We start from the raw sequence: 24307 nt of genomic DNA on the forward strand, positions 1-24307 counted from the left end.
TCCACGTGAGTGAAAACACCACCAAACCTAAACGAGAAATTCTGTTTACCCTGATCTCCGTGATGATCGCCGTTGCGGTGGGACTGACAGGCGTTGAGTTCGCTCTGGGCTACCTGTCGAAGCAGGCCGCCGCCAGTGAAAAAATGGACCCGGGACTTCTGCAATACGACGCCGAGTTAGGGTGGCGATTGGGGCGAAGCTGGAGCGGAACTCACGAGCACCAGGACTTCAAGGTGCATTATCAGACCAATCCTTTGGGGCTGCGCACGCCGGTTTCCACTTTGTCGGCGGACAAAAAAGTGGCGGTGGTAGGCGATAGCTTCGTATTTGGACTGGGGGTCAATGATGGCGAGACCTTTACGGATCTGTTGAACGAGCGCAGTTCCGAGTGGCGCTTCGCCAATTTTGGAACGCCGGGTTATAGCACCGACCAGGAGTTGCTGCTGTACCGGGATTTGGTGAGCAAATTCAAACCGACCAAGACATTATTGGTGGTCTATCTGGGCAATGATCTGCTGGACAATCGCCTCGCGTACCCCTTGCAGGCGATCTACGGCAAACCCTTCTTCGCGTTGAACGGCGGCGAACTGGAGCTGCAAAATACGCCTGTACCGCAAGCGCCGAAGCCGGCTGGGTATCCTTATACATTCACCAGTGAAATGACCCGCGGACTGCCGGAAGCCCCCTGGAAAAGTAGTCTGCGCGCCCTGCATATCGGTCAGCGGTTGTTGGCTTTGATGGATGATCCTGAGCAATACCGCTCACATTTCGCTAAGAAATTCGAACCGGACTTGCAACTGATGCAGGCTCTGGTGAGCGCAATGCGCAAAGAGGCGGAAACTGTCGGCGAAGGGGATAACGCATTCATGGTCGCGTTGTTGCCGGGACGTTCTTATATTGCTCAAACCCGGTCTTTGCCTGCTTATTATCAGGAGTTTGTTCGCGGGGCTCTGAAGCAACGATTTGAAGAGATGGGCATACCGGTTTTGGATGTGGCGGAGGAACTGAGCGCGCAGGCGCAACAGGACGGTGGGGACTGGTATCATCCAAATGAAGGGCACTTCACTCCCGCCGGCCATAAGGTGGTCGCGGACATACTCTGGAAAAGCCTGCAGGGGCGGTTGCAATAACCAACAAGGTAATGGGCTGTGTAACATTAAGCTTTAGGCGGCCCGGTCCTTTGTCTGTTTACTTATTAACCTTGCTGCGTATAATGGGCCCCGAATTTGGGAGGAGAAATTTATGTCCGTTGAGCAGTTTGAAAATCTGAGCCTGGTGGTTTTAATTTCGGTGTTGGTCGGTTTCATGGCCTTCATCATTTACGATTTGGCGAAGCGTTCCAAAGCAGGCAAGTTCGGTACTTTTATCCTGTTCACTGCATTGGGACTGGGTGTCCTGGGCTTTGTGATCAAAACCGTTCTGGTTGAAGTATTGAACGTCTAGTCGTCAGAGATTTGCAAAAAAGCCGCCCCGGAGTGATCCGCGGCGGCTTTTTTAATGCTCTTGCAATCTGCTTTTCTGGACAAGAAGCGTGCAGAGTGGAGGTGGGTTAACAGGATTCCCGCACTACCAGCTGCGCTGTCAGCAAACGATTATTGCTGGTGTCTCCTTTCAGAACCGCCTGTGCGGCCAGACGCCCTTTGGCGACGCTGGGCTGATGGACCGTCGTCAGGCTGGGGCGCCAGTGCGCGGCGTCGGGAATATCGTCGAATCCGACGACTTTAACGTCGTCGGGAACTTTGAAGCCCAGGTCCAGACTGGCCTGGATCGCGGCCAGAGCCAGACGGTCGCTCATGCACAGTAGAATGCGCGGACGCGGACTCGTGGACAAGGCTTCGCGGGCAGCCTGATAACCGTTCTGGAAATTGCTGTCGGGGGTGTGCCAGATCATATCCGGCCGGATGTGTCGGTCCATAGCCTCTGCGGCGGCAAGATAGCCGTTGAGGCGGCGTCTTGAAATCGATATCTCATCCCCAAACATTTCGGCGTCCTTAATGCGCCGCACCTCATTTAGGTTAAGCAGGCGCAGGCCAATAATGGCTGCTTCGCCGTCTGAGCGCTTAAAAGCATGCTCCGCGCTTTCACGTGCGCCGCTGAAATTATCCACATTGATGGAGGTATGGCTTTCGCCCAGATCGAAGTCTACGGTGATCAGCGTTTTCTGTTGCTGGAGAATGCGCTCCACGATGCTTTCGTCATTGGGGCGGCCGTACATGATAAATGCGTCGGGGACCGATTCAATGGAGCGGTGTTTGTAATAATCCGCGCGGGTAGGCAGCAGGAACATGTTGACGCCATTGCTGTCGAATACCTCGGCGACGCCTTGCAGAAACTGGCTGGCGACCGGATCGGTAAAGTTAAAATGCAATCGGTCCGCCACCATAACGCCAATAATGCCGCTGGTGCCGCGACGCAGGCTGGCGGCTGTGGCGTTAGGGCCGTTGTAGCCCAGTCGCAAACATTCTTTGAGGATATGGCTCCTCAACTTGGCCGATAGTTGGTCCGGCCGGTTATAAGCGTTGGATATGGTCGCGGTTGATACACCCAGCTCCGACGCCACATCTTTCAAGGTCAATTTCTTCACTGTTGCTCCTTGTTATTCGTCGCCGTCGTTCGGCAGGTTTTATTAAACATTCCACTTCCTTGTATGTTGATGAGTCCGGTTCGGCCCCTCGTGAGGGCATTCGGATAAATAGAGGATCCTGTCGCACAAGGGGTACAGCGCGACATGGCGGCATAGGGAGTCTAATTGGCTGGAAATTTATGTCCACTAATTTTGCGGCGAAAATTAGGTATTTTTACGTAAAAAGTGAAAGTGTAGCGTAGTTTGTACAGACAAACTTGTATTGTAGAAAAATTGTTAACAAGTGTTCACTTTTCTGTGAGGCTAAATATAATGCGCATCCCTTTTATATTCCCCTCGCTTCCGAGGGTGTTTTTAGTCGTTGTGGGTACATTCCCTTAAGGTAGTTTGATGAAGTCTTTTGTTGTAAATGCACTGGCTGTAGCAGCCTTGTCCGTTTCCTGTATGTCTGTTCAAGCGGAAGAAGTTCAAGATTCCCGTAGCCTGTATTTTGCTCTTACTGGCGGTTTTACTTTTGGCGGTGACGAGTTCGTACAGTCTGGCACTCTTGACGGTGTTGATGAGCTGGAAGCTGGCGGATTGGTAAATCTGGGGGTAGGCGCGTACTGGAAATCAAAGTCTCAGCCTCTGGCGGCTCAGGTAACCCTGAATTACCATTTTGACTATGCAGATGAAAATGATGTCGAAGCGACTTTTGACCGGATGCCTGTTGAAGCTGTTCTCTACTACACCGGTGTAGATAAGTGGCGTTTTGGCGCAGGCGTGCGCTATGTGGCCAGCCCTGAGTTAACTGCAGAGTATAAGAGCAACAAGTTTACTGCTGACTTGGACTCCAATATTGGATTTGTTGCTGAGGCAGGCTACTTCCTTTCTTCTACCGTCATACTGAATTTCCGGGCGGTAGCGGAAAAATATGACGTAGAATCATTGAATGTAAATGGTTCTCATCTTGACGTTCCTTCCAGTGCGTATAAGAAGGATATCAGCGGCAACCACGTTGGTGTGAACCTGGTCGCGCTGTTCTAATTAGCCGCAAGCGAACTCTCGTGTGTAAGAGCCTCCCACCGCAAGGTGGGAGGCTTTTCTTTTATATAGGGGCTGGGCTGTCCGCCTGCGCTTATTATCCTTCTCTTTACTTTTCCCGTCTCAACTCGGCTATAAGTCCAATTCAGGGCAGGTTGTAGTCCATCAATACCATTTTTGTTGACCAATAAGACCACTTTTTCTTCCAGATAAACCTAGTGATCCTCCGCCTGCAACTTTTGGCGTGATACGGACACTAACGCCGAACGATTGAAAAATAAGGCTTTGTCACGGTGTGCAATCGTTCACACAAATTGACTAGGCTCTTGGGCGGATTGTCTTGGCAGGGGGAATCCCTACACTGGTATGCGCCTTGGTACGTCGCATGCATACCTGTTAGAAAAAACAGAAGACGCCAGTTAAGCAAATTAAATACCAAAAAACTACCATATTGGAATATAGGAACTAGTTATCACTTTTGTGGTATCTAAATGGTATTTTTAAATTGACTGAAAGTCTCAAATAGGTATTATCTGGTATATGAAAGCATTTCCTTGCGCTTTTTTGTGATTTGCCGCTTACGGATATTGTGAGGAATACATAGGGCAATGCGACCTGATTTTCGGAGAGAAAAAGGAAAATTTAAAAGAGGTTCCGAAAAAGGGGCGACTGTGAAGTCCGGGTTGGATTGCGTTATGAAAGCGCTTTCGTTCAGTGATGGGTTGTGTAGCGTCGGCTGATGGGCGAACGGGAGAAAAGCTCTGGTTGATGAGGCTTCATTGATGAAGTCTGCGCCGGAGTTGCGCCGATTGTGATCGTTAAGATGGCGAACGGACTTTTCCTACTTCTAATAACGAATCGATAACCTTAGGACGATCCTATGTATATGGACAAAAAACACAGCAAATCCGGCTTTATGAAGACCGCGCTCTGTGCGGGCCTCATCGCCGCATCCCAGGCCTCCTGGGGCGTTGAATGCAGCCAGGTGTCCGGCGCCTGGCAGGATGGCGGAAACTACTCCGCCGGTCAGTATGTCACTTTTAACTCCGGCATTTACTCCGCTTTAGTAAACCACACCGCTCATCTGGGCGCTGGCTGGACGCCGGCGGTCGGTTCGTTGTGGCGTTATGAAGAGCCTGATCATTGTGATGGCGGTGGCGACTCCGGTGGAGATAACGGCGGAGACACTGGCGGCGATAATGGAGGCGACACCGGTGGCGATACTGGCGGCGACACTGGAGGAGATAACGGCGGCGATACCGGTGGAGACACTGGAGGCGATACCGGCGGCAACAACAACGGCGGCGATGATTGCGACGCCAGCGCGCCAGCCTGGAGTTCCTCTACGGTTTATACCCAAGGTAAGGAAGTCTTCCATAAAGGCGCTGTTTACAAGGCCAAATGGTGGACGCAAGGCGATGAGCCCGGCGCCAGTGAATGGGGCCCATGGGAATTGGTAGACGCGTCCGGCTGCCCTGGCGATGGCGGGGATAACGGAGGCGACGACGGCGGTGACAATGGCGACGGTGGAGATAACGGAGACGGCGGCGATAATGGCTCCGACGATCCGATCGACACCACCGGCTGGCCTAAGCCGTTGATGGAGAACAACAAGCCCTATCAGAACACCACAGGCAGCGTTGTCGGCACTTACTTTGTGGAGTGGGGCGTTTATGGCCGCAACTTCCCGGTAGAGAAAATACCGGCGCAAAACCTGACTCACCTCTTGTATGCCTTCATCGCCGTGTGCGGACCTAACGAATCACTGCGCGAGGCGAACCCGCAAGGCCACTCTGTGTTGATGAATGAGTGTAGCGATCAGCCTGATTACACAGTCACTATCCACGACCGCTTCGCGGCGCTTGAGAAGAGCTATCCCGGTGACAAGTGGGATGACCCCATGCGCGGTAACTTCGGCCAGTTGAGACGTCTGAAGAAAACCAATCCCGACATCAAGATCCTGCCTTCCATTGGCGGCTGGACGCTGTCTGATCCATTCTTCTACTTCGCCAACGACGCGCAGAAGCGTGCGGTGTTCGTTAGCTCTGTGGTCGACTTCCTGAAGACTTATAAGTTCTTCGATGGCGTCGATATTGACTGGGAATACCCAGGCGGCGGCGGAGCCAACACCGGTCTGGGCTCGCCACAGGATCGCGATGGCTACGCTGAGTTGATGCATGACCTGCGCGCTGCGCTGGATAAGCTGGAAGCGGAAACCGGCAAAGACTACCAGTTAACTTCGGCGGTAGGTTCCGCGCCAAGCAAGATTGACGCTGTGAACTACTCCAACGCAGTACAGTACATGGATTACGTCTTCGCTATGACCTACGACTACTACGGCGGCTGGAACAATCAATTAGGTCATCAGACTGGCCTGTACGCAGGCGATCATGAGATCCATGAAGGCTTCAGCTCTGACGCCACCATCAATAACCTGATGAGCGCAGGCGTGCCGGCCAACAAACTGGTGCTGGGCGCGGCCATGTACGGACGCGGCTGGAAAGGCGTCACCGGCGGTACAGAGACTGATCCATTCGCAGGAACCGGCGGCGGCAAGCACGCAGGCACCTGGGAAGACGGCGTGTTGGATTACCGCGCTATCGAGCAGAAGTTCCTGGGCGGCGCCAACGGCCAGGGCATCGATGGCTACAAGTATTTCTACGATGAAAAGGCGGAAGCGCCCTTCTTGTGGAACTTCTCCAACGGCTCGTTGATCACCTTCGATAACGCCCGTTCGGCCAAAGCCAAAGGCGAATATGCGCGCGACAAAGGTCTCGCTGGCGTATTCACCTGGGAAGTCGATGCGGATAACGGAAATATCCTCAACGCCGTTCATGAAGGCTTGGGGCATCCGCAACAGTAGCCCTTGTTGGGGGTAGAATCGGCACTACCCCTTTTTTTAGTACAGACGGTTTTTGCTACTGACGATTTTGACTAGTGACGATTTTAACCAGTGATGGTTATAGCAAGTAGGGAAGGCTGTAGGTAATTCGTCACTGACTTGGATCAAGTAGTAGCCGTAACGCTAAACCGGATGGGCTAAGCCCCCATCCGGTTTCCAAAGCACAGCGATGAGATCGCGTGCGGTAATCAACATTTTTTCGGATAAACACTAAACCGGCATTGACTGCCTTTGTCCAACGAGTGAAAAATGAAAACGCTTTCATGCAAAAGAGTGGTAAGTCAGCGCATTTTTCCTTTTGGAAGAGCTGAAGTGTCTATCCGAAAAAGTGCTCTGGTTTCTCCATTCAAAAAACCAATAAATAAGGAGAACTCGATGAACAAGAAACACTGGCCGGCTTCCGTGCTAATGACGGCGTCCATCGTCGTCGCGGGTTGCGGCAGTTTCGCCGCCAATGCGGAGATTCCGGAAGGGGTCTATCAGATCAAATCCAAAAAAAGCGGCTTATGTCTGGACGTTTGGAGCGGCTCCACGCAGCAAGCTGCGCGCATCGTTCAATGGCAGTGCCATGACGGCAATAATCAGCGCTGGAAAATTACGCCTGCAGGCGGCGGCAGCTACCGGTTGCTGGCTATGCACAGCGGGCTGGCGATGGATGTGGAGTCCGCCTCCACCGCCAACGGCGCCGGGCTGCAGCAATGGCCGGATAACGGCTCCGGGGCGCAGCGCTTCAAATTTGAAGATCTCGGTAATAATGAATTCCGCATTATCAATAGCGGCAGCGGCAAATCCCTGGATATCGAGGAAGCCAGCGTCGAGCCGGGCGTCAGGTTGCAACAGTGGGACTGGAACAGCGGCGATCATCAGCGTTTCTATCTGATGACGGACGGCGGACCCACGCCTCCTGGCGCGTCTATCCCCGGCAAGATTGAAGCCGAGGATTACAGCGCATTCTCCGACACTACGCCAGGCAACACTGGCGGCGGTTATCGTCAGGACGATGTGGACATCGAAGCGACGGCGGATCAGGACGGCGGATTTAATGTCGGCTGGACGGCTCCAGGCGAGTACCTGCGTTATAACCTGAACGCCGGCGAATCCGGCGAATATAAAGTCACTTTACGTGTCGCTTCCATTTACGCTGGTAAACAGGTGGTTGTGAAGCTTGACGGCGCGGACATCAGCGGCGCGCTGGAGGTCCCCAACACCGGCGGTTGGCAGAACTGGGCGGATATCAGCTTCAATGCGAACCTGTCATCTGGAGCGCATCAGTTGGAAGTCGCCTTCCTGACTGACGGCATTAACCTGAATTACATCAATTTCGCCAAAGGCGGCGATCCTACTGATCCCACCGATCCGCCCGGGTGGACGCTGGTATGGCGGGATGAATTCAACGGCGACAGCCTTGACCTGGGTAAGTGGGAGCACGAAGTCAACGGCAATGGCGGCGGCAACAATGAGCTGCAGTATTACACCGCGCGTCCGCAAAACTCCTGGGTGTCCGGCGGCAAGCTGCACATTCAGGCGCTGAAAGAGCGCTACACCGGACCCGAAGGAACTCGTGACTACACCTCCGCCCGTTTACGCACGCTTAACAAGGGCGACTGGAAATACGGCCGCTTTGAAATCCGCGCCAAGCTGCCATGGGGGCAGGGCATGTGGCCAGCTATCTGGATGTTGCCGACAGACTGGGTTTATGGCGGCTGGGCGGCCAGCGGCGAGATCGACATCATGGAGGCGGTCAACCTGAAAGGGGCGGGCGGCAATGAAATCTACGGCACGCTCCACTATGGCGGCGAATGGCCCAACAATACCCACACTGGCGATCACATGGCGCCTTCCTCCAGCGTGGTGGATCAATTCCATACCTACGCACTGGAATGGGAAGAAAACGAAATTCGCTGGTATATCGACGGCGTGCATTATCAGACGCAAACCGACTGGTACTCCACCGCTGCGCCTTATCCTGCGCCGTATAACCAACGCTTCCATATGATTCTGAACCTTGCCGTGGGCGGTAACTGGCCAGGCAATCCAAATGGATCAACTGTATTCCCGCAGTCGATGGAAGTGGATTACGTGAGGGTGTACCGCAAAAACTGAGGAAAGCGATTTTCCTCAGTATGGACCGATTAAGACAGTATCTCGTTAACAACAAGAAAGCCCCCGCCGCGACTTCGGTCGTTGGCGGGGGTAAAACCGCGGCCCGCCTGTTTGCAGTTAGGGTTGGTCGGCACAGCGTTCGGCACTGAATAGATAACAACAATGTGTAACAACGCAACGCCTCCAAGGGCATATAAAGGAGAACGTTCTTATGACATACCGAGGAAATCAAACCCGCTTGAAGCGTTTATCTCTGTGTGTGGCCATGCTGGCCGCAATGCAGGCGCAAAACGCAGCGGCGGAAACTCTGCATACCGCTGCGGCGCCCACTGGTTTTGATGCGCAGCAGTCGGCGCAGACGGTGTCGGAATTGGGGGTGACTTGGCAGGTGACGGACAATTTGCAGGATAGCTATAACAGCTTCCTGGCGGATTTGACCATTCATAACCGCGGCGCCACGGACCTGGAAGCGTCCGGGTGGACCATCTATTTCAACTTTGTGCGCGATGTGCTGGCGGTGACGCCATCGGATCAATTCAATGTCGAGCACATCAACGGCGACTTTTTCAAACTCACTCCGGCGGCGGGCTTCACCGGCCTGAAAGCGGGGGAGTCTCTCAAGGTTCAACTCAAAGCCAGCTTCTGGGCGATCAGTAAGTCCGACGCCCCGGCTGGCTTTTATATCGTTAAGAACGACGGCGCCGGCGGCCAGAGCGTTGAGGCGATCACTGACGTGACGCTGGGCGCGCAAACTACGCCGGAGCAAACGCAACGCTTTGATGGCGACAATATGCCGTTGGACACGGCGGAAGTGCGCTTTGAGCGCAACCGCCAATATCTGGCGGCGGCGCAAACTGGCCCAACGTTGTTGCCGACGCCGGCGTCCATGACTGTGAATGAGGCGGAGAGCCTCACTGTCGCGGCGCCTTTCAAACTCTACTTCGATCGTCGTTTCATGCGTGAAGGACGCTATCTGCAAAGCCAGCTTCAAGCGCTGGGCGTGCCGGTGGAAGTGGTGCGTCGCTGCACCGACGCGGCCAACGCCATCTGTTTGCAAGGCGCGCAAAGTCATGGGCGTCCTGGCTCCGATGAAAGCTATCAGTTGAGCACCAGCGCGGCTTCCGGCGTACGCATCGCGGCGGACTCTCCTACAGGCATGTTCTATGGCGTGCAATCGCTGCTGGGCCTGCTTCCTCTGGAAACCTATCAGGGCGGCGGATTGCCTGTGCGTCTGCCGGTGGTGGAAATTTCCGACGCGCCGCGTTTTTCGTACCGGGGCATGCATCTGGATGTGGCGAGACATTTTAGCCAGCCCGAAAGCGTCAAAAAGCTTATCGACGTCATGGCGCTGTACAAACTGAACAAACTGCATCTGCACCTTTCCGATGATGAAGGCTGGCGTCTGGAGATTCCCGGCCTGCCTGAGTTGACCTCCGTCGGCGGTAAACGGGGACATTCCGAGAACGAGCTGGATAATCTGGTTCCCTCATTCGGCTCTGGACCCTTTGCGGACAGCAATAATGGCTCCGGGTACTTCTCCCGTCAGCAATATGTTGAGTTGCTGCGTTACGCGGCTGAGCGTCATATCGAAGTGGTGCCGGAGTTCGATCTGCCTGGGCACGCCAGAGCGGCGATAAAGTCCATGGAATCCCGCGCCAAACAGTTCGCCGACGCGGGTAAGCCCTATCAGGGCAGAAACTTCCTGCTGAGCGATCCTGAGGACAAGTCGGAGTACAAGTCTGTGCAGGGTTGGAAGGACAACGTCGTGAACCCTTGTATGCCAACCACTTACTTCTTCATCGACAAAGTGGTCGGCGAGGTGTCGCGCATGTACCGTCAGGCCGGCCTGCGCATGCCTGCTTTCCATGTGGGAGCGGATGAAGTGCCGGCGGGCGTCTGGAAAAAATCTCCCGCCTGTACCCGTATGTTCGGTTCAGAGGAATTGAGCGCGGACGACGTGGAGATGCTGAACCGCTTCTTCAACGCCACCGTGACCGGCATCGTCGCCGCCCACGGAACCAAGATCGCCGGCTGGGAAGAACTGGCGTTCATGCATGAAGACGGCGGCAAAGTGGTCAACCCGCATTTTGTCGGCGGCATCATGGTTCCTTATGTGTGGAACAACGTGTGGGGCTGGGGCACAGAAGACAACGCCTACAAACTGGCTAACGCCGGTTACCCGGTGGTGTTGGCCAACGCCACCAACCTGTACTTCGACCTGGCCTACCAGAAAGACCCGGAAGAACCCGGTTATTACTGGGCCGGTTTTGTGGACACCCGTCGCGTGTATGAATTCACGCCGATGGATGTATTCAAAGCCGCGTGGGTGGATCGCATGGGCAACCCGTTGACGGACGATATGTGGAACGACCGCACCCGTCTGGCGGCGGATAAACAGGACATGATTCTCGGCGTGCAGGGCGAACTGTGGAGCGAGAACGTGAAAACAGAAGCTGACCTGTTCTATCTGGCGCTGCCCAAGTTGCTGGGACTGGCGGAGAGGGGCTGGTCGCCGCAACCGGATTGGGCGAACGAAGCGGATCAGGCGCAACGTCTGAGCGGGCTGAATCAAGCCTGGAGCGGATTCGCCGCGCGGGTCGGCGCCTATGACCTCAAGCGTCTGGACAGCTGGAACGGCGGTTATGACTTCCGCGTGCCGCCTCCCGGCGCCAAGGTGGCTGACGGCATGCTGGAAGCGAACTTGTCCTTCCCCGGTCTGGAGATCCGTTACACCCTGGACGGCTCCGAGCCAACAACCGAATCGCCACTGTATGACGGGCCCGTCGCCGTCAGCGGCGGCGTTAAACTGAAAACATTTACCCCTTCGGGTCGCGCCAGCCGCACAGTGGAGCTGAATTAGCCGCGGATTGGTAATTCTTGACCTACACTCCGGAGTTTTTGCTGGGAACTCCGGGGTGTCTTTTTGTCACTTGCGCAGACTTCTATTCAGGCGGACAATGCCTTTTCCGGATCAATGACATGCTGCAGTAGGAGTACGAATAGGGCGCTGTATTCGGATACACGCAATCCTGCCACGGAGGTCCTATGAGCAAGCAAGTGAAACCCATCCCGGATGGCTATCATTCCGTCACTTCCTATCTGATTGTCAAAGGCGCCGCTGACGCGCTGGCGTTTTATAAACGCGCTTTTGATGCTGAAGAAATCATGCGTATGAATGGCCCACATGGCTCCATTGGGCATGCGGAAATAAAGATTGGCGATTCCCGCGTCATGCTTTCCGATGAGTGCCCCGAAATGAAATTCGTTGGCCCGCAAACGCTGGGCGGAAGCCCCGTCGCATTGATGTTGTACGTTCCCGATGTAGACGCTACCTTCGCCAGGGCGATAGCCGCCGGCGCCAAAGAGCGGTTAAAGGTTGAAGACAAATTCTACGGCGATCGCAGCGGCAGCCTGGAGGACCCTTTTGGTCATGTCTGGCATATCGCCACTCATATTGAAGATGTCAGTGAACAAGAACTGGCGGAGCGGGCGAAGAAATTCATGGAAAGCCAAAGCTGACGCACATAAGGACGCATGCCGGAGTCCTCGTGTCATGGATTCCGGCTGCTTTTCACTTCTCTCCCTGTCTCCCCTTGTTACCTTCCCCCCAATCACTTCGGATGTTGGTTCTGGTAAGCGGGGCTTGACTCGTCGCACTGACCTAAAGTCGTGTTTTTATTCCCTGATGGACGTGGTTTTATCGAAGTCTCAGCGTGGTGGACGGTCATGCGCATGACCTGCGTCTGCGACGGGACTTATCGAATCAGAAGGAAAACGCGGGATGAAAATAGCCATACTGGGCGGCGGAGTCGCGGGCGTCAGCACGGCGATTGCGCTGACGCAAAAGGGTTTTGACGTGGCGATATACGAGCGTCGTTCAGCGCCAACGGATGTCGGCGCGGGCATTGTGATATGGCCAAATGCAGCCTATGTGCTCGATCAGCTTGACGTTCTGAATGATATTGCCGCGTTATCTGGACGTCCCACGCATATGCGTAGACTTTCTCTCCACGGCGAGGAGCTTGGCTCCCTAGACATTCTCGATATCAATCGGCGTATGGGCTATCCCAGCCTGTCTGTATTGCGGCGGGATCTGCAAAGGGCTTTGCTGGCGAAGCTAGATGCGTTGGGAGTCGAAATTCGCTATGGCCATGCGGTAGCGGATATTGAACAAGAGGGCCGGGACCGGAGCTGCATCCGCTTCGAAAATGGCGCGCAGGCGATGGCTGATGTGGTCATCGGCGCCGACGGGCGCATGGACTCCCCATCACGGCGCTACGTGCATGGCGACAGTCGGCCGGTATATCAGGGCTTTATCAACTGGGTGGGGGTTTATGAAGCGCAAGAGGATGTCTTCACTGATATGGCGGTGCGTGATTACTGGGGCGTGGGGGAACGTTTCGGCATCGTGCCGGTCAGCAAACGGACGGCGTATTGGGCGGGTGCGATAGTCAGTAAGTCCATAGAGAAGAGCAATCCGGAGCTGTACAAAAAGGAGCTGCTATCGGTCTTTTCCGCGTGGCCGTCGCCTGTCGCCAAGGTCATTGAAGAGACCCCCATTGAGAGCATTCATAAGGTCTATGTGCATGACCATGATCCTATCGAGTTATGGCATAAACGCAATGTGATCGTCATTGGCGATGCCGCCCATGCGCCGCTGCCTACGTCTGGGCAAGGCGCCTGTCAGGCATTGGAGGACGCCTGGCATTTGGCGAACTGTCTGCAAGAAAATCCCCGCGACCTGGATGCGGCGTTTACGGCTTTCACCGCTCTGCGCTCGGAAAAGACGGCGGATATCATTCGGGCGGGGCGCTCCCTGGCCGCAGCGCTGTTTAATACGGATGCATCCTTTTGCGAGGCGAGAAACGCCAACAGCAAAAGTTCAAACTTTGCAGAGATCGCCAAAGGGATGGCGCAATTCTGGGGACGTGGTCTGCCTTTAAATGCGTAGCTTGCGCCGCCGCATGCCGGGCCCCTGAGGGCCCTGAAGAATAGATCGCAGCTCGGTATTTCAGGTAAAACTTAGCTGTTCTCGATACGGAAGCCGACTTTCAGGCTGACTTGAAAGTGGCCGACTTCGCCGTTGACGATATGGCCGCGGGTTTCCGTGACTTCGAACCATTCGAGGTGCTTGATGGTGCGGGAGCACTCCCGAATGGCGTTCTGAATGGCTTCATCAATGCTGTTCTTGGATGAACCGACCACTTCCACTTTCTTGTAGGTATGATGATCTGACATGTGAACTCTCCTTTGTTTCTATGACGGACGCTCCTTCGTCAGTGTAGCAAGAAATGTCCTTGCTTAAATGTCGTCGTCGGAGCGGTTTGCTTCCGCCTGCTCGGACATCTTCATCATCAACGCCATGTTAAGATCTCGGTCGAAGTTCTCGCAGCAGGCTTCCGTGCGAATTTTGCATTGACCGCTCTCGGACTCGTAATTCAATTCGTAGCCGGTTTTTTCGCCGTGCTCGGAGCAGACCATGTCGCCCAAGGTCTCCTGGTAGGCGTTGACCAGGAAGTCTTCCGCCGCGCTTCTGTCTTCATCCTGACGAAACTCTTCAACGCTGACTTCCACGCCGTCCACTTTGTACTTAACGTTGCTCATAATTCTGAAACCCTTTGATGTTGTGGGCTGCAAGGATAAACCCTAAGCGCTCCGGTTTGAAGGCTTGATCATGGCGAGGGGAGAGAGTGATAAATAGGAGAGAGAAGGGGCGAGGGCGCGCGCCACTCAAGGTGACGAGGTTTCTTCGGGAGGCGAGTCCAGATGGATAACCCTGCGTTGCGACAAGTTCAATTCGGCAAGGTCTTCTCCCCAGTATTTCTCTATTAAACGGTCTATCAAACCGCTGCTGCGCGCGCGATTCATGCTGTCCGTCATCGCGTCCACATGGGACTGGGCGTCGTGAGAAAGGTAGAAATAGAAATCGCTTTGATATTGCAGCAACAGGTTTTTTTCAATGTCCAGGCCGGGGTACTTGTGTGACTCGCGGATAATTTCGTTCGCTCCACGGGGGAAGTAATCAATGCCGCGATTTCCCTGCGCCAGCGGGCGAAATGCTGCGGTCCAGTCGCCGTCGAAGATCATTACCGGCAGACGGTTATGCTCCCAGACGCGTCGGTCGTACCAGGCCTTACCAATTGCCGCCACTTTGTTCAGGTTACGAAAATCCTCCAGATCGCGAACCTGATCATAAATAGCCTGACGACCTTCCGGGATTAGCATAATCCGCTTGCTGATCAAGCCATTGGTGATAGGGACCGGCACCCGGACGTGGTGATTGTCGCGCTCCGCTGTGGGGAGCATCCAGGCGATAGTGACGTCGCCTTTGTCCAGCATCTGAATGACGCGTTTCTGCGGGAATGGCTGAGAGGTAGTAATTTCGTACTCATAGCCCGCCTGCGTTAGTGCGCTTTCTATTAATTCCCTATAGTAAGCGCCGTCTTTGCCGGCTTCGACGAAGTGAGCGACCTTGAGCTTAACGGTTTCTTTTTGAGCCCAGGCTGGCGCAGACGAGATGGCGGTCAGCAGACAGATCAGTCCGGCCAGGTAGCGCTGCGTTAGAAAAAGTATGTGAGTCAATCAATATGCCTCTAAGCGTCAATACCGGGACCCTCCTTGACAACATCCCTTGCTGGCGGCTGGATCAGGGACTGGCGACTCCCTCAGACTATTGTGAATGAAGGAGGAATCAGTCACTGGTAGACACAGAGAATACTGCGCATCTATTAAGTTTAGCAGGTGATGGGAATATTTCCGGGCGGTGAATTACGCGGGGTGCGCAGCGTAGGGCGCGTAGCGATAGTATTTGGGCGTGACGCAGATGCGCGCGTGAAGCCAGGACACCCCAAGGCCGGCGGTGCTGAGCCAGACGGGCTGCTCGCCAATGCGCGCCAGCGTTTCTCTGGCCAGGTATATCCAGAAAGCATCCACCTGTTGCGGCGGCGCATTGCGGATAAAGCGGGCCAGATGAGCGTAGTCGCAGTGTTTTGTCTGCGGCCGAGGCGCCACCAGACGGGCGTCGCCGCCCAGATTGTTGAATGCGGCCACCAGATCGGACTGACGAGAGGCGCGAAACGGCTTGGCGAAAGGCCGCCAGTCCGGCTGCAGACGTGTGAGCGGGCCGCTGTTGATCAAGACAAACTCACAAGCCTGGCTCTCATTGGCGCTGGATAAAGGCGGCGATTCCCAGAAATAGCCGGAACTGTCGGCGGAGGCGAAAATCGAATTGAAGAACGCTCGGAACGCCGGATTCTCCTCCAGAAGCTGTAAGGCTTCGAGATAGCTGAGCGGGGCTCCTTGATGAAACAGGGCATACCGACAGCCATCATAGTGTGCGAGTCGAGTGGCTTCTACGCTGAAATCCGCCATGAGGGTGGGTGGCCTAAGTGGGGTACAGGGGCGCGGGCTCACCCTGGTTATTGGACTCGGCTTTGATCGCCTGCTCGCTGCTCGCCACCAGCTTCAGCGCCAACTCGCTTAAATCCGCATTGGCGGCATGGGCGTTCGGCCCATACAGATCGCGCTGCAGCTGGTTGAGCGGCTCCCGACTGAGTTCGCGCAGCTGATTGAGCACATGGTGAGCATAGCGCTGTTCCAGGGCGGCTTGCTGCAGCCAGCGGGTATACAGGTCCACGAACTTGACGACATCGCTTTTCGCCAGCTTCTTCAACTGACTCAACTCGATATGCTGGGCGCCTTGGCGCGGATGCTCTCGCATGACAGGTTTGACGATAGTCGGCTTTCTCCACCAGGCGTATAAGGTGGCCAGCCAGGCGATCAGCAGCAGCCCGGATAGGGTGGGCCAAAATACGCCAGAGTCTGACGGGACGGAAGTGGGCGAGGACAACGGTTCAGGCGTTGAGTCCAGGCTTAAGTCGGTCTTGTCGTCCGCCAGCGTTGTCTGCGACGGCGCGGCAGGCGTATTGACGACGGCGGATTGAGCGCCGGGCAATACAGTAATGGTGCGTTCCGGCAGCGTCGCTACGCGCTCCACATCATTGGTCACGTCCCACCATGGAATGCTGACGGCGGGCAGGGTGTAGGTTCCCGGCTTGATCGCCACCAGGGCCTGGGTTTCCTTACGCTGGCCGGTGACGCCCGCCGCGTGCTCTTCCGTGTCGATACTTTCAGGCTCTGGATAGACTTTTACGCCGTCCGCACTGGCGCTATCGAGAGGAGGAATCTGTACGCCTTCGATGCCCAGCGCCTGCACGCTGATGGTTCGGGTTAAGGAGTCGCCGACTTTGATTTCCCGCGCCGGATCACTCCACACGTCACGGATGCTCAGGCTCTGCGCCGGCACCCATTGTTTGCCGGAAAATGAAGCGGGCGGGGCTTTGACGTCTATCTCCACAGCAGGCGATTTTTCCTCGCTGTAGAAACGGCGACCGATGCGGCGCTGGGCCAGGGTCCCAGTGAAAATCTGCTCGGGGATGGCGATCTTGCCGGCTTTCTGGGGGAAGATAACGTACTGTCGCTCCACCACGCTGAAGCGGCGGGAGCCGACGTAGCGAGTGTATTCCTTTTGCTTGCCCAGCTGTTTGACCAGAATGTCGGGATGGTCAGGGTGGGTCAACTCGCCACGCAGCATATCGTCGCTGTAGAACAGGCGGATGGTGTAAATCAGTTGTTGCTGCACGTAGACGGATTTGTTGTCCACCTCCGCTTCCAGGAAGACGGGCTTTTCTTCTTTCGCTACCGCCTGCTGGCTGGTCTCAACCACCTTGATGGCGATCGGCTGAGACTCATTGTCTTTATACTTGACCGCTGGAATCTCCAGATCGCCGCTGCGCTTGGGCAGCAGGGTGTAGACCCAGGTGATGATGGAGTTGTTCTTGTTGTTCTCGATCTGCACCCGATAGCTTTGCTGACGGTCCATGACCTCGAAGTCTTTGTCCAGCTCGCCGACATCCGGTTGCGGTACGGACAAGGTGTTCAAATTGAAGAAATCCAGGGCGGAGTCGACTTCCAGCTTGCTGGTGATCGTCAGCTGCAATGATTCATTCTGTCTGACTTCCTGGCGGTCCACACTGACGTTCAGGCTGTCCTCAGCCCAGGCTCCCAGGCTGAGAACACATAGCATGAGCAGGCATAAAATCCGGTTTACAGGAGTTACCATAGGGGTCTACCGCTGTCTTGTTTGGACGAAGAAGGACGCGAGCCTTGTTGATATTGTTGCAGAAACTTTCTGCGCAGCAAGCCGCCGGGATCGTCAGGTATCCTGCGCAGCCATTGCTCTGTCTGCTGGTCCTTCAATGAAATATTGTCTGATAGGGCGGCGGCTGCATCTTCCGACGGCTCTTTATCCGTGGCGTCTTCAGGTTCGTCAACCTTTCCGGCTGTCTGAGCCCCTTTGCCGTCCTCTTTTTTGTCGGCCTCTTGTTGCTCTGCGCTGGCGGCTTTGGAGGCGGCGTCTTTGGGATCAGCCTCGTCTTCTTTGTCCCCGTTTTGCGCCTGTTCCGCATTTTGCTGTTCTTGCGCATCCTGGGCGGAGGAGCCGTCCTGCTTATCCGCATTTTGATTTTGCGGTTGCCGCCGCCCTGGATCTCCGCCTTGTTGGCCCTGTTGCCCTGGGTTGTCCTGATCGGAGGGTTGTCCGTTTTGCTGCTGCGAGTTGGATTGATTCTTTTGCGAATCCGATGAGTTCTGCTGCTGACTCTGTTGTTGGTCCGCGTTCTTCTGATCCGATTGCTGCTGATCTTTATTCTGGTCCTGGCTCTTCTGTTGCTGTTGCTGCTTTTGCTGTTCCAGAAACTCTTCCAGCCTACGTTTGTTTTCCTCGGCGTCTGACAACTCTGGATCGCGTTTCAAAGCTTCGTCGTAAGCCTTGATCGCTTCTTCGTAGCGCTGCTGATAGGCCAGACTGTTGCCGCGATTGTAATGGGCGTTTGCCGAATCCAGTTTGCCGAATTCCGCTTCCGCTTTAGCGTAGTCGCCGGTGCGAAAATAGGCGGCCCCTTTACCCATTGGGCTGTCGTAGGCGTTCGCGGCGTCCTCGTATTGTTTATCCTGGTAGAATTCCCAGCCCCGCTGATTCGGCGTGGACCAGAGGTTCTCCCATTCCAACGCGTGAGAGACTTGCGGTTTCGCCAGCAGGACCAGCAGACACAATGCGACGCCAGCCTGACGATATTGCCAAAGCAGCAGAGGAATCACGATTAACAGCAGGAGGTAGCCGGCGTCATGCCATTGCTCGCCTTGCAGCGTGCTGTCCTCATTGGCGTCTTTGAAATGCGTGGAATTGGCGCTGGGCAACAAACGACGCAGGTCAGCGTTGTCCAGCGTCATTTTGCTGAAACGGTCGCCGGGGCGTCCTGTGATTTCGCGCATCAACGCAAAGTTCGGTTTCGCCACAACGACCTGGTCGCCCTGTTTGATAAAGCCCCGGTTGGGAATAGGGATTGGACCGCCGTCATCGGTGCCGACGCCCAGGACGGAAATGGATACGCCGGCTTTGCTGAGCTGGTCATTGATCGGCTGCACATCCACTTCTTCAACGCCGTCTGTGATCAACAGAATGCGGGCGTTGGCGGCGCCAGCCTGTTTGATGACGCTCAGGGCGGATTCAATACCCGCGGCGGCGTTGCTGCCCATTTCAGGCATGATAAACGGGTCCAGCGCAGGCAGCATGGCGCGCAGCGTATTGCCGTCTTCGGTTAACGGCGCCACGACATGGCCGCTGCCGGAGAACGCCACCAGTGCGGTTTGTCCTTCCTTACGGGCGTCAAGCAGATCATAGACTTTCTGTCTGGCGCGGGTCAGGCGATTGGGCGTCAGGTCGGTCGCCAGCATGGAAAGAGATAAATCCAGAGTGACCACCAACGCTTCCTGTTTCAGCGTGACTGGCGTTTCCTGTTTCGACCAGGTGGGGCCGGCCAATGCGACGACGGATAAAACCAGAATCAGCGGCCACAACCAGAAGCTGCTGCGTTTTACTGTTTGCGGGGGCGTCTCGCTCAGCGCGGCGAGAAACTCCGGCGGCAGTAAGGTGTGCCAGGAGTTTTGCCCGTTTCTGCGACGACGCATAAGAAACAGCAGCGCCAGTAACGCCGGCGCCAGCAATAACAGAGCGGGGCGTAGGAAGTGAAATTGCGTCAAAAACTCCATCATGGCGCCTCCTCCAGCTGCGTCGGCGCGCTCCGGCGAGTCAATCCGGCGAGGGCGGGCGCCAGCCAGCAAATTGACAACAGGGCGAGCGCGGCCAATAAGGGCGCCCAATACCACTCTGTTTTAGGACGGAAGAAACGCTGCTGCTGTTTGATCGGCTCCAATTGGTTGATGGATTCGTAGATCTGCTCTAATTCCCCGGTATTGCGGGCGCGGAAGTATTGGCCGCCAGTCTGGTCGGCGATGCTTCGCAGCAGGGTTTCGTCCAGGTCGGCGGAAGGGTTTTCCTTGCGGTAGCCGAAGATGCCGCGGCGAATGATTTCGTCTGCGCCAACGCCGACGGTATAGATTTTAATGCCGGCTTCGGCGGCCAGTTTGGCGGCTTGTTCGGGGGAGACTTCGCCGCCGGTGTTGGCGCCGTCGGTCAGCAGCACCAGTACTCGGGAGTCGGCGGGACGCTCCCGCAGGCGCTTGATTCCCAGTCCAATGGCGTCCCCAATGGCGGTGGCGTTGCCAGCGATGCCCAGGGTGGCTTCATTCAACAGTTCGCCTACTGTAATCAGGTCGTAGGTCAGCGGCGCCTGAATGTAAGGCTGGGCGCCGAACAGAATCAATCCCAGACGATCCCCCTGACGGACCTGGATAAAGTCGGTGACCACGGACTTTACCACGTCCAGCCGGGTGGCTTGATAGCCTTTCAACTGCAAATCAGTTTCCTGCATGCTGGGAGAGATATCCACCGCCAGCATGAGATCGCGGGCTTCGTAGTCCATGGGGATGGGCTCGCCCTGCCATTGCGGTCGGCAAACCGCGAGCACCAACAAGGTCCAGGCGAGGACTTGTAGTATCGCGCTCCAGCGGCCGCTGGGCGCATTGCTTGAACCGGCATCGGCGCCTTCCAGCACCAGCGCTGCCTGTTGATAGAAGGGAACCCGCAACGCCAGATTGCGTCCTTCTTCTTTCTTATGGCGCTTTTTGATTAACCAGGGAAGGGGGAGCGCCAGCAACAACCATGGCCAGGCGAGGGTCAGCACCGCAGCCTCCTTATCCAGCGCTGCGCGGCCTTGTAGGCGGCGTCTGGGGGCAGGTCTGGACGCGGGCTGTACAGGCTTCGCAGATAGGCGTCGATATGGCTGTGCTGACCTGCGGGCAGACGTTGCTTCAGGAAAGCTCCCCAGGCGTCGCCGGATAGCGGCAGAGCGGCTTGCAGGCCCAAGGTGCGGCAATGACGCTTCAGTACCAGATTGACGTTGGCGAGAAAATCGCCGGGACGACCATGGTCATTGAATTCGCGCCAGTGTTGTTCCAGTACGGTCAACGAGGCTTTGGTGCGCTTGTGGCGGCGATACAGCCACAGTCCGAGCCAGATGAGCCCCACCAGGGCGAAAAAACACTCCAGAATTACGAACCACCATCCCCAGGGCAACGGCCACCAGCCGGAAGGGGAGGGCTCCATGATATCCAGCAACTGTAAGGATTGCGTCGGGTCCATCAGGCGGCTCCTCGTGCGCCGTTGGAGAACTGCAGCTGGTACAGCTTCTCCGCTGGATCATCCCAGGTGGAGAGGCGGGCGCAGGCCAGGCCAATCGAGGCGAGCTCCTGCAGCAACTGGTTTTGCCACTGCTCGTATTCATTTTTCAGACGCTGGGACAGGCGCTCGTTGCGGGTGTCCAGATCCAGGTGAGCGCTTCCATCGGTAATGCGAAAGTTGCCGGGCGGCAGGGTCTGCTCCAACGGGTCAAATACCTGAAACGGCAATACCTGGCTGTGTCGGCGCAGATCGAACAGCAGATTTTTGCTGGTGGCGTCGAACTGGCGCCAGTCGGAAATAATAAAGCATTGGCTGCCGGGGCGTGCGATACGGCGCAACTCCAGCAGCGCATCGTTAAAACTGAATTTGGCGTCGCTCTGCTGCAGGCTCAGCGCCTGATTGAACGAGTTGACGCACTCCAGAATACGCAGTGCCTGACGGGGATGCCGGGAGGGCTTCAGCGCTTGATGTCCCAAATGAGAGAACACCAGTCCGCCAATACGATCGCCTTGCGCCAGACCGGCCCAGGCCAATAGAGAAGCGATTTCCGCCGCCAGTACGGATTTGAAGGCGCGACGGCTGCCGAAAAACAGGCTGATGGACTGATCCACCAGAATCAGTATCGGACGCTCAACTTCCTCGTGAAAAACTTTGGTGAACGGGCGACTGCGGCGGGCGGTGACTTTCCAGTCAATGGAGCGGGGATCGTCGCCTTCCTGGTAAGGACGATATTCGGCGAAATCCATGCCGCGCCCGCGAAAGCGCGACAAGTGCGCCCCCGCCTGCTGCTGCAGTTTGCGCGGATCAAAGCGCAAGCTGAGTCGGGCGGCGGCGATGCGCAGTTGAATGAGTTCATCCAATTGGCAGTAAACGCGATGTTGATTCATTGTGTCCTGTGGGCGCTGCAGGATTAATGTCAGGGAACGGGAACTTGCTCCAGCAAACGGGCGATGACCTTGTCTGTCGATACCCCTTCCGCTTCCGCTTTGAAGCTGGTGATCAGACGGTGGCGCAGAACGTCGAAGGCCATCGCCTGCACGTCTTCAGGGGCCACGAAATCTTTGCCGTTCAGCCAGGCGTGCGCGCGGGCGCATCGATCCAGGGCGATAGTGGCGCGAGGGCTGCCGCCGTACTCAAGCCACTCCGCCAGCTTGGCGTCGTATTTTTCGGGGAAACGGGTCGCCATGATGATCTGAACGATGTACTGCTCGACAGAGTCGGCCATATAGACGTTCAATACTTCTTTGCGAGCCTGGAAAATGGCTTCCTGCTCCAGAGGTTGAGTCTCTTTGACTTTAGGCCCCGCCGCCTCATGGCGAGCCAGACGCAGAATGTTCAGCTCGGACTCTGAGTCCGGGTAATCAATGCGGACATGCAACAGAAAACGGTCCAGCTGCGCTTCCGGCAATGGATACGTGCCTTCCTGCTCGATGGGGTTCTGCGTGGCCATGACCATAAACAGGCCGTTTAACGGATAACTGCGTCCGCTCACGGTAACCTGTCGCTCCGCCATGGCCTCCAGCAGCGCGCTTTGCACTTTGGCGGGGGCGCGGTTGATCTCATCCGCCAGCACCAGGTTGTGAAAAATCGGGCCTTTACGGAACTCAAAGTTCCCGGTCTCCGGACGATAAATGTCGGAGCCGGTGATGTCCGCGGGCAGTAAATCGGGAGTGAACTGAATGCGCTGGAAGTCGCCTTCAATATTGGAAGCCAGTTCTTTGATTGCTTTGGTCTTGGCGAGACCGGGCGCCCCTTCGACCAATAAGTGGCCGTCAGCGAGCAGAGATATCAGCAACCGATCGAGCAGGTGCGACTGTCCGATAATGGATTCACTGAGTTGGTTCTTTAGATCGAGAAGAGTGGCCTGTAAGGACATGCTTAACCTAATACCAGTGTTTGCGTAGTTCTTCCAAAAACGTCAACAAACCCTCGACGCATCCGCCGGAGGTTCCGGGCCTGTAGCGGGCTTAAGATGTTAGGAAACTCGGCTGCAGGCGTCCAGCGCCAACGTGAAAGCATTCTGCAATAATTAACATTGTTTCGTTATTAATTATTCGTCATAACAATAAACTATCGGTGCGACTCCAGCAGTCGTTCTCAAGCGACAAGCCCGTTGCGCAATGAGAAACCAAAGCTGCCTAACTCTCATGTTTTCAAAGTGCGTGCTGTAGAATACTGATTCAAGGGTGGTTAAGATTTTTTAACCTTGATTAAGAAGACTGCGCGACCTGATATTCATTTCGAATCGCAGTAGTAGTAATTGGAATAGTGGTTGTAAACGGCGGAATTATGAAAGTTGAACGATGGAGAAAAGTGGCCTCTGAAAAGACGTCTTTGTGGCTGGAAAAAATAGCGCTTGGGGCTGTGTGGCTATTGATTTTTACATCCGGCCATAACTTATGGAGTCCCTATCCGGTGCTGGGTCTGTTGGCCATTTTGCTTGGATTGGGCGCGCTTTGGCGTATTGCGCGACGAACCAAATATCGCTGGGTGTTGGACGCATTGTTGTCGTATGACGGGGATAGGGTGGTGTTTAATCTTTGTCCTGAGCGTAAAGAGACGCATCCGATAGAAGTAATAATTTCCAAAGTCGAGTTGATACGTTACAGCAGTACTTTTGTGTATTTTGAAGGCGCCTACCCCTATGCAAAGGAAGCTCCCTTCGCCAAAAAATTCCTGCCTCATATCAAAACGCTGATCGGTAAAATACAGGCGTCATATCCAAATATTAAAGTCGAAGAGGTCTGATAACGCGGCGGCTAAATGGGGTGGTTAAAATCCGTTCTTTTTCCTGCGTGTTATTGCCTAGGTATTTCCACTTATCGTAGAGGCGACGCAGGGGCGCTTTTCCACAAAGTGTGCTCTGCAACTCTATGATAAAAATAAGAAAAAAATTTCGTTAGCGACGATTTTTGATCTTTTGTAGTAGGTACTAAACTGTATTAAAAACGCGTATCCGCCCTGCTAGGCTCTTGGCTCCCAAACAGCATAAACAGATTTCAATACCTGAACTATTCTTAAAACTGCAGGCGTCATCTCTTTCAGTTCACTGCCT

20 protein-coding genes are annotated in these 24307 nt (G+C 55.3%); 9 read left to right on the forward strand and 11 right to left on the reverse strand.

Going from position 1 to position 24307, the window contains the following annotated elements; all coding sequences use genetic code 11:
• Nucleotides 1-5 precede the first annotated feature (5 nt).
• Complete coding sequence (locus tag ACQYWX_RS08770) at nt 6-1130, forward strand: SGNH/GDSL hydrolase family protein (protein ID WP_431688519.1); 1125 nt, start codon at nt 6-8, stop codon at nt 1128-1130.
• 112 nt (nt 1131-1242) lie between these two features.
• Nucleotides 1243-1443, forward strand: a complete 201-nt coding sequence (locus ACQYWX_RS08775; RefSeq protein WP_127969420.1) for a DUF2788 domain-containing protein — start codon at nt 1243-1245, stop codon at nt 1441-1443.
• A 106-nt stretch (nt 1444-1549) separates the two neighbouring features.
• Here the strand turns inward: ACQYWX_RS08775 and ACQYWX_RS08780 are convergent, their stop codons facing one another.
• Nucleotides 1550-2584 (reverse strand): LacI family DNA-binding transcriptional regulator, encoded by a 1035-nt coding sequence (locus ACQYWX_RS08780; RefSeq protein WP_431688520.1) that lies wholly within the window; start codon nt 2582-2584, stop codon nt 1550-1552.
• Between the two features lie 390 nt (nt 2585-2974).
• Here ACQYWX_RS08780 and ACQYWX_RS08785 point away from each other — a divergent pair, with 390 nt between their 5' ends.
• The 6 genes from ACQYWX_RS08785 (at nt 2975) to ACQYWX_RS08810 (ending at nt 13563) form a co-directional block, all read left to right on the forward strand.
• Nucleotides 2975-3610, forward strand: a complete 636-nt coding sequence (locus ACQYWX_RS08785) for a hypothetical protein (RefSeq protein ID WP_431688521.1) — start codon at nt 2975-2977, stop codon at nt 3608-3610.
• Between the two features lie 877 nt (nt 3611-4487).
• Nucleotides 4488-6470, forward strand: coding sequence for a glycosyl hydrolase family 18 protein (locus tag ACQYWX_RS08790; RefSeq protein ID WP_431688522.1), 1983 nt, complete (start codon nt 4488-4490; stop codon nt 6468-6470).
• A gap of 414 nt (nt 6471-6884) precedes the next feature.
• Complete coding sequence (locus ACQYWX_RS08795; RefSeq protein ID WP_431688523.1) at nt 6885-8612, forward strand: RICIN domain-containing protein; 1728 nt, start codon at nt 6885-6887, stop codon at nt 8610-8612.
• A 211-nt stretch (nt 8613-8823) separates the two neighbouring features.
• Nucleotides 8824-11472: a family 20 glycosylhydrolase gene (locus tag ACQYWX_RS08800; RefSeq protein WP_431688524.1), complete on the forward strand. Its 2649-nt coding sequence runs from the start codon at nt 8824-8826 to the stop codon at nt 11470-11472.
• Nucleotides 11473-11657: 185 nt separating this feature from the next.
• A complete protein-coding gene (locus ACQYWX_RS08805) occupies nt 11658-12131 on the forward strand; it encodes a VOC family protein (RefSeq protein ID WP_216737794.1) in 474 nt (157 codons plus the stop codon).
• Nucleotides 12132-12393: 262 nt separating this feature from the next.
• Nucleotides 12394-13563, forward strand: a complete 1170-nt coding sequence (locus ACQYWX_RS08810; protein ID WP_431688525.1) for an FAD-dependent oxidoreductase — start codon at nt 12394-12396, stop codon at nt 13561-13563.
• A 71-nt stretch (nt 13564-13634) separates the two neighbouring features.
• On the opposite strand, the gene ACQYWX_RS08815 is transcribed toward ACQYWX_RS08810, so the two are convergent.
• From ACQYWX_RS08815 to ACQYWX_RS08860, 10 genes are all read right to left on the reverse strand, one after another.
• Nucleotides 13635-13850: a dodecin gene (locus tag ACQYWX_RS08815; RefSeq protein ID WP_127969428.1), complete on the reverse strand. Its 216-nt coding sequence runs from the start codon at nt 13848-13850 to the stop codon at nt 13635-13637.
• Nucleotides 13851-13913: 63 nt separating this feature from the next.
• The gene (locus ACQYWX_RS08820; protein ID WP_216737792.1) at nt 13914-14216 is read right to left on the reverse strand and encodes a hypothetical protein; all 303 of its coding nucleotides are present in this window, start codon (nt 14214-14216) and stop codon (nt 13914-13916) included.
• A gap of 126 nt (nt 14217-14342) precedes the next feature.
• Entirely contained in the window at nt 14343-15194 is an 852-nt protein-coding gene (locus ACQYWX_RS08825; RefSeq protein WP_431688526.1) for a substrate-binding periplasmic protein, read from the reverse strand.
• Nucleotides 15195-15380: 186 nt separating this feature from the next.
• Nucleotides 15381-15983, reverse strand: coding sequence for a DUF6940 family protein (locus tag ACQYWX_RS08830; RefSeq protein WP_431688527.1), 603 nt, complete (start codon nt 15981-15983; stop codon nt 15381-15383).
• A 13-nt stretch (nt 15984-15996) separates the two neighbouring features.
• A complete protein-coding gene (locus tag ACQYWX_RS08835; protein WP_431688528.1) occupies nt 15997-17733 on the reverse strand; it encodes a BatD family protein in 1737 nt (578 codons plus the stop codon).
• Nucleotides 17727-19724: a vWA domain-containing protein gene (locus tag ACQYWX_RS08840; RefSeq protein WP_431688529.1), complete on the reverse strand. Its 1998-nt coding sequence runs from the start codon at nt 19722-19724 to the stop codon at nt 17727-17729. Before ACQYWX_RS08840 ends, ACQYWX_RS08835 begins: the two co-directional genes overlap by 7 nt.
• Nucleotides 19721-20755, reverse strand: a complete 1035-nt coding sequence (locus ACQYWX_RS08845) for a vWA domain-containing protein (RefSeq protein ID WP_431688530.1) — start codon at nt 20753-20755, stop codon at nt 19721-19723. The genes ACQYWX_RS08840 and ACQYWX_RS08845 overlap by 4 nt, the downstream gene beginning before the upstream one ends.
• Nucleotides 20749-21213, reverse strand: coding sequence for a DUF4381 domain-containing protein (locus ACQYWX_RS08850; RefSeq protein WP_431688531.1), 465 nt, complete (start codon nt 21211-21213; stop codon nt 20749-20751). The genes ACQYWX_RS08845 and ACQYWX_RS08850 overlap by 7 nt, the downstream gene beginning before the upstream one ends.
• Nucleotides 21213-22139 carry a DUF58 domain-containing protein gene (locus ACQYWX_RS08855; protein WP_431688532.1) on the reverse strand — a complete coding sequence of 309 codons (927 nt, stop codon included), beginning with the start codon at nt 22137-22139 and terminating at the stop codon, nt 21213-21215. The genes ACQYWX_RS08850 and ACQYWX_RS08855 overlap by 1 nt, the downstream gene beginning before the upstream one ends.
• Before the next feature lie 29 nt (nt 22140-22168).
• Nucleotides 22169-23128, reverse strand: a complete 960-nt coding sequence (locus ACQYWX_RS08860) for an AAA family ATPase (RefSeq protein WP_127969437.1) — start codon at nt 23126-23128, stop codon at nt 22169-22171.
• A 413-nt stretch (nt 23129-23541) separates the two neighbouring features.
• On the opposite strand from ACQYWX_RS08860, the gene ACQYWX_RS08865 reads away from it, so the two are divergent.
• Nucleotides 23542-24000, forward strand: coding sequence for a hypothetical protein (locus ACQYWX_RS08865; protein ID WP_431688533.1), 459 nt, complete (start codon nt 23542-23544; stop codon nt 23998-24000).
• Nucleotides 24001-24307 lie beyond the last annotated feature (307 nt).

It is taken from the genome of Hahella sp. NBU794 (genome assembly GCF_050749805.1).
Lineage (GTDB): Bacteria > Pseudomonadota > Gammaproteobacteria > Pseudomonadales > Oleiphilaceae > Hahella.

Excerpts from the sequence above, each read along its gene's own strand:
- ACQYWX_RS08795 (WP_431688523.1), top strand. The coding sequence starts at position 6,885 with ATGAACAAGAAACACTGGCCGGCTTCCGTGCTAATGACGGCGTCCATC.
- ACQYWX_RS08790 (WP_431688522.1), top strand. The coding sequence starts at position 4,488 with ATGTATATGGACAAAAAACACAGCAAATCCGGCTTTATGAAGACCGCG.
- ACQYWX_RS08855 (WP_431688532.1), bottom strand. The coding sequence starts at position 22,139 with ATGAATCAACATCGCGTTTACTGCCAATTGGATGAACTCATTCAACTG.
- ACQYWX_RS08775 (WP_127969420.1), top strand. The coding sequence starts at position 1,243 with ATGTCCGTTGAGCAGTTTGAAAATCTGAGCCTGGTGGTTTTAATTTCG.
- ACQYWX_RS08805 (WP_216737794.1), top strand. The coding sequence starts at position 11,658 with ATGAGCAAGCAAGTGAAACCCATCCCGGATGGCTATCATTCCGTCACT.
- ACQYWX_RS08815 (WP_127969428.1), bottom strand. The coding sequence starts at position 13,850 with ATGTCAGATCATCATACCTACAAGAAAGTGGAAGTGGTCGGTTCATCC.
- ACQYWX_RS08850 (WP_431688531.1), bottom strand. The coding sequence starts at position 21,213 with ATGGACCCGACGCAATCCTTACAGTTGCTGGATATCATGGAGCCCTCC.
- ACQYWX_RS08860 (WP_127969437.1), bottom strand. The coding sequence starts at position 23,128 with ATGTCCTTACAGGCCACTCTTCTCGATCTAAAGAACCAACTCAGTGAA.
- ACQYWX_RS08785 (WP_431688521.1), top strand. The coding sequence starts at position 2,975 with ATGAAGTCTTTTGTTGTAAATGCACTGGCTGTAGCAGCCTTGTCCGTT.
- ACQYWX_RS08810 (WP_431688525.1), top strand. The coding sequence starts at position 12,394 with ATGAAAATAGCCATACTGGGCGGCGGAGTCGCGGGCGTCAGCACGGCG.
- ACQYWX_RS08830 (WP_431688527.1), bottom strand. The coding sequence starts at position 15,983 with ATGGCGGATTTCAGCGTAGAAGCCACTCGACTCGCACACTATGATGGC.
- ACQYWX_RS08865 (WP_431688533.1), top strand. The coding sequence starts at position 23,542 with ATGAAAGTTGAACGATGGAGAAAAGTGGCCTCTGAAAAGACGTCTTTG.
- ACQYWX_RS08840 (WP_431688529.1), bottom strand. The coding sequence starts at position 19,724 with ATGATGGAGTTTTTGACGCAATTTCACTTCCTACGCCCCGCTCTGTTA.
- ACQYWX_RS08835 (WP_431688528.1), bottom strand. The coding sequence starts at position 17,733 with ATGGTAACTCCTGTAAACCGGATTTTATGCCTGCTCATGCTATGTGTT.
- ACQYWX_RS08820 (WP_216737792.1), bottom strand. The coding sequence starts at position 14,216 with ATGAGCAACGTTAAGTACAAAGTGGACGGCGTGGAAGTCAGCGTTGAA.
- ACQYWX_RS08800 (WP_431688524.1), top strand. The coding sequence starts at position 8,824 with ATGACATACCGAGGAAATCAAACCCGCTTGAAGCGTTTATCTCTGTGT.